This is a genomic window from Endozoicomonas sp. ALC013 (genome assembly GCF_049310205.1).
Taxonomy (GTDB): Bacteria; Pseudomonadota; Gammaproteobacteria; order Pseudomonadales; family Endozoicomonadaceae; genus Endozoicomonas.
This window is the reverse complement of sequence record NZ_JBLYNS010000389.1, coordinates 1-1261: the sequence shown is the minus strand read 5'-3', so window position 1 is coordinate 1261 and position 1261 is coordinate 1. Positions and strand designations below refer to the sequence as shown.

General features: G+C 49.9%; 3 protein-coding genes. All 3 read left to right on the top strand.

Annotation, left to right across the window (positions count from 1 at the left end):
* Positions 1-322, top strand: a 322-nt coding sequence (gene tnpB, locus ACO6V1_RS24030) for an IS66 family insertion sequence element accessory protein TnpB (protein ID WP_422469132.1), incomplete at its 5' end; no start/stop codon positions are given.
* Between the two features lie 18 nt (positions 323-340).
* On the top strand, positions 341-580 hold the full coding sequence (locus tag ACO6V1_RS24025; protein WP_422450695.1) for a transposase domain-containing protein: 240 nt from the start codon (positions 341-343) through the stop codon (positions 578-580).
* Positions 581-709: 129 nt separating this feature from the next.
* The coding region (locus ACO6V1_RS24020) for an IS66 family transposase (RefSeq protein ID WP_422469134.1) at positions 710-1261 on the top strand (552 nt) is incomplete at its 3' end.

Genomic DNA, 1261 nt, shown 5'->3' with positions numbered 1-1261 from the left:
TGATATGAGGAAGTCATACAACGGCCTGGTCGCTCTGGTGAAAAATACCCTTGAGGAAGACCCGTTGAGTGGGCAGTTGTTCGTCTTTATCAATCGTCGCCGAAACCAGTGCAAGGTACTGTACTTTGAACGTAGCGGTTACTGTATCTGGAGTAAACGACTGGAGCAGGGTCAGTTTCACTCCCACGCCGGTCAAGCGGTTAAACAGCTGCTTGCACTGACAGAACTGAAGCTGATCATTGACGGTATTGATACCCGTTCTATCCGCTATCACAAACGTTATGTAAAACCTGATACATCAAACAGCAAAACCTCTGAGTAGTAGCTACATTCAAAGGCTATGAATCTACCTGTCCCTGTCAATCAACTCTGTCACCTGCAGCTGCTCCAGCAGTCGCAGGCGCTGTTGCAGGAACACATATCCGCGAATAAACACCTTAAGCAGGAAAACGAGTCCCTCAAACATCAGCTGGCCTGGTTTAAACAACAGCTGTTCGGTGAAAAATCGGAAAAGAGACTGATAGTAAACCCGGACCAGCTGGCTCTCGGGGAGATCCTCAAAGACATTGAGCATCCATAGATTCCGGAAACAGAAATCATCACCTATGAGCGCAGAAAGAAGCACAGGCCAGATGACTGTGTTACCGATCAGGGATTGCGCTTCACCGAAGGTGTACCTGTTGAACTGATTCATATTCCTGCTCCTGAAATGCAGGGTGAAGACGCCGACCAGTATGAAATCATTGACCATAAATATACCCATCGTCTGGCGCAGCGTCCGGGCAGTTACGTAATTCTGAAATACCAGAGGGACGTCGTTCGCCACAAGGCAGACCAAACCCTGAGCACGGCGGCAGCCCCCTCCGGCCTGTTTGACCGCAGCTTTGCCAATGTGAGCTTTATAGCTGGCCTGCTGGTTGAGAAATACCGCTACCACCTGCCGCTTTATCGTCAACACCAGAGACTGGAAGCCAGCGGTGTCACCGTCAGTCGTGGCACGCTGACCAATCTGGAGCAGCGTGCTGGCCAGTTGTTACAACCTGTCGCTCATGAAGTACTGGACAGCTGCCTTGAAAGTCACACCCTGGCACTGGATGAAACACCGTCGAAAGCCGGGCTGAAATGCAAGGGTAAAATGAAAAAAGGCTACTTCTGGTGCTTTTATGGCGACCACGAAGAAATAGCCTTTATCTACTCCGACAGCCGTTCCTGTGATGTGGTTGAACCTTACCTGAAAGAATTTGAAGGGGTATTACTCACG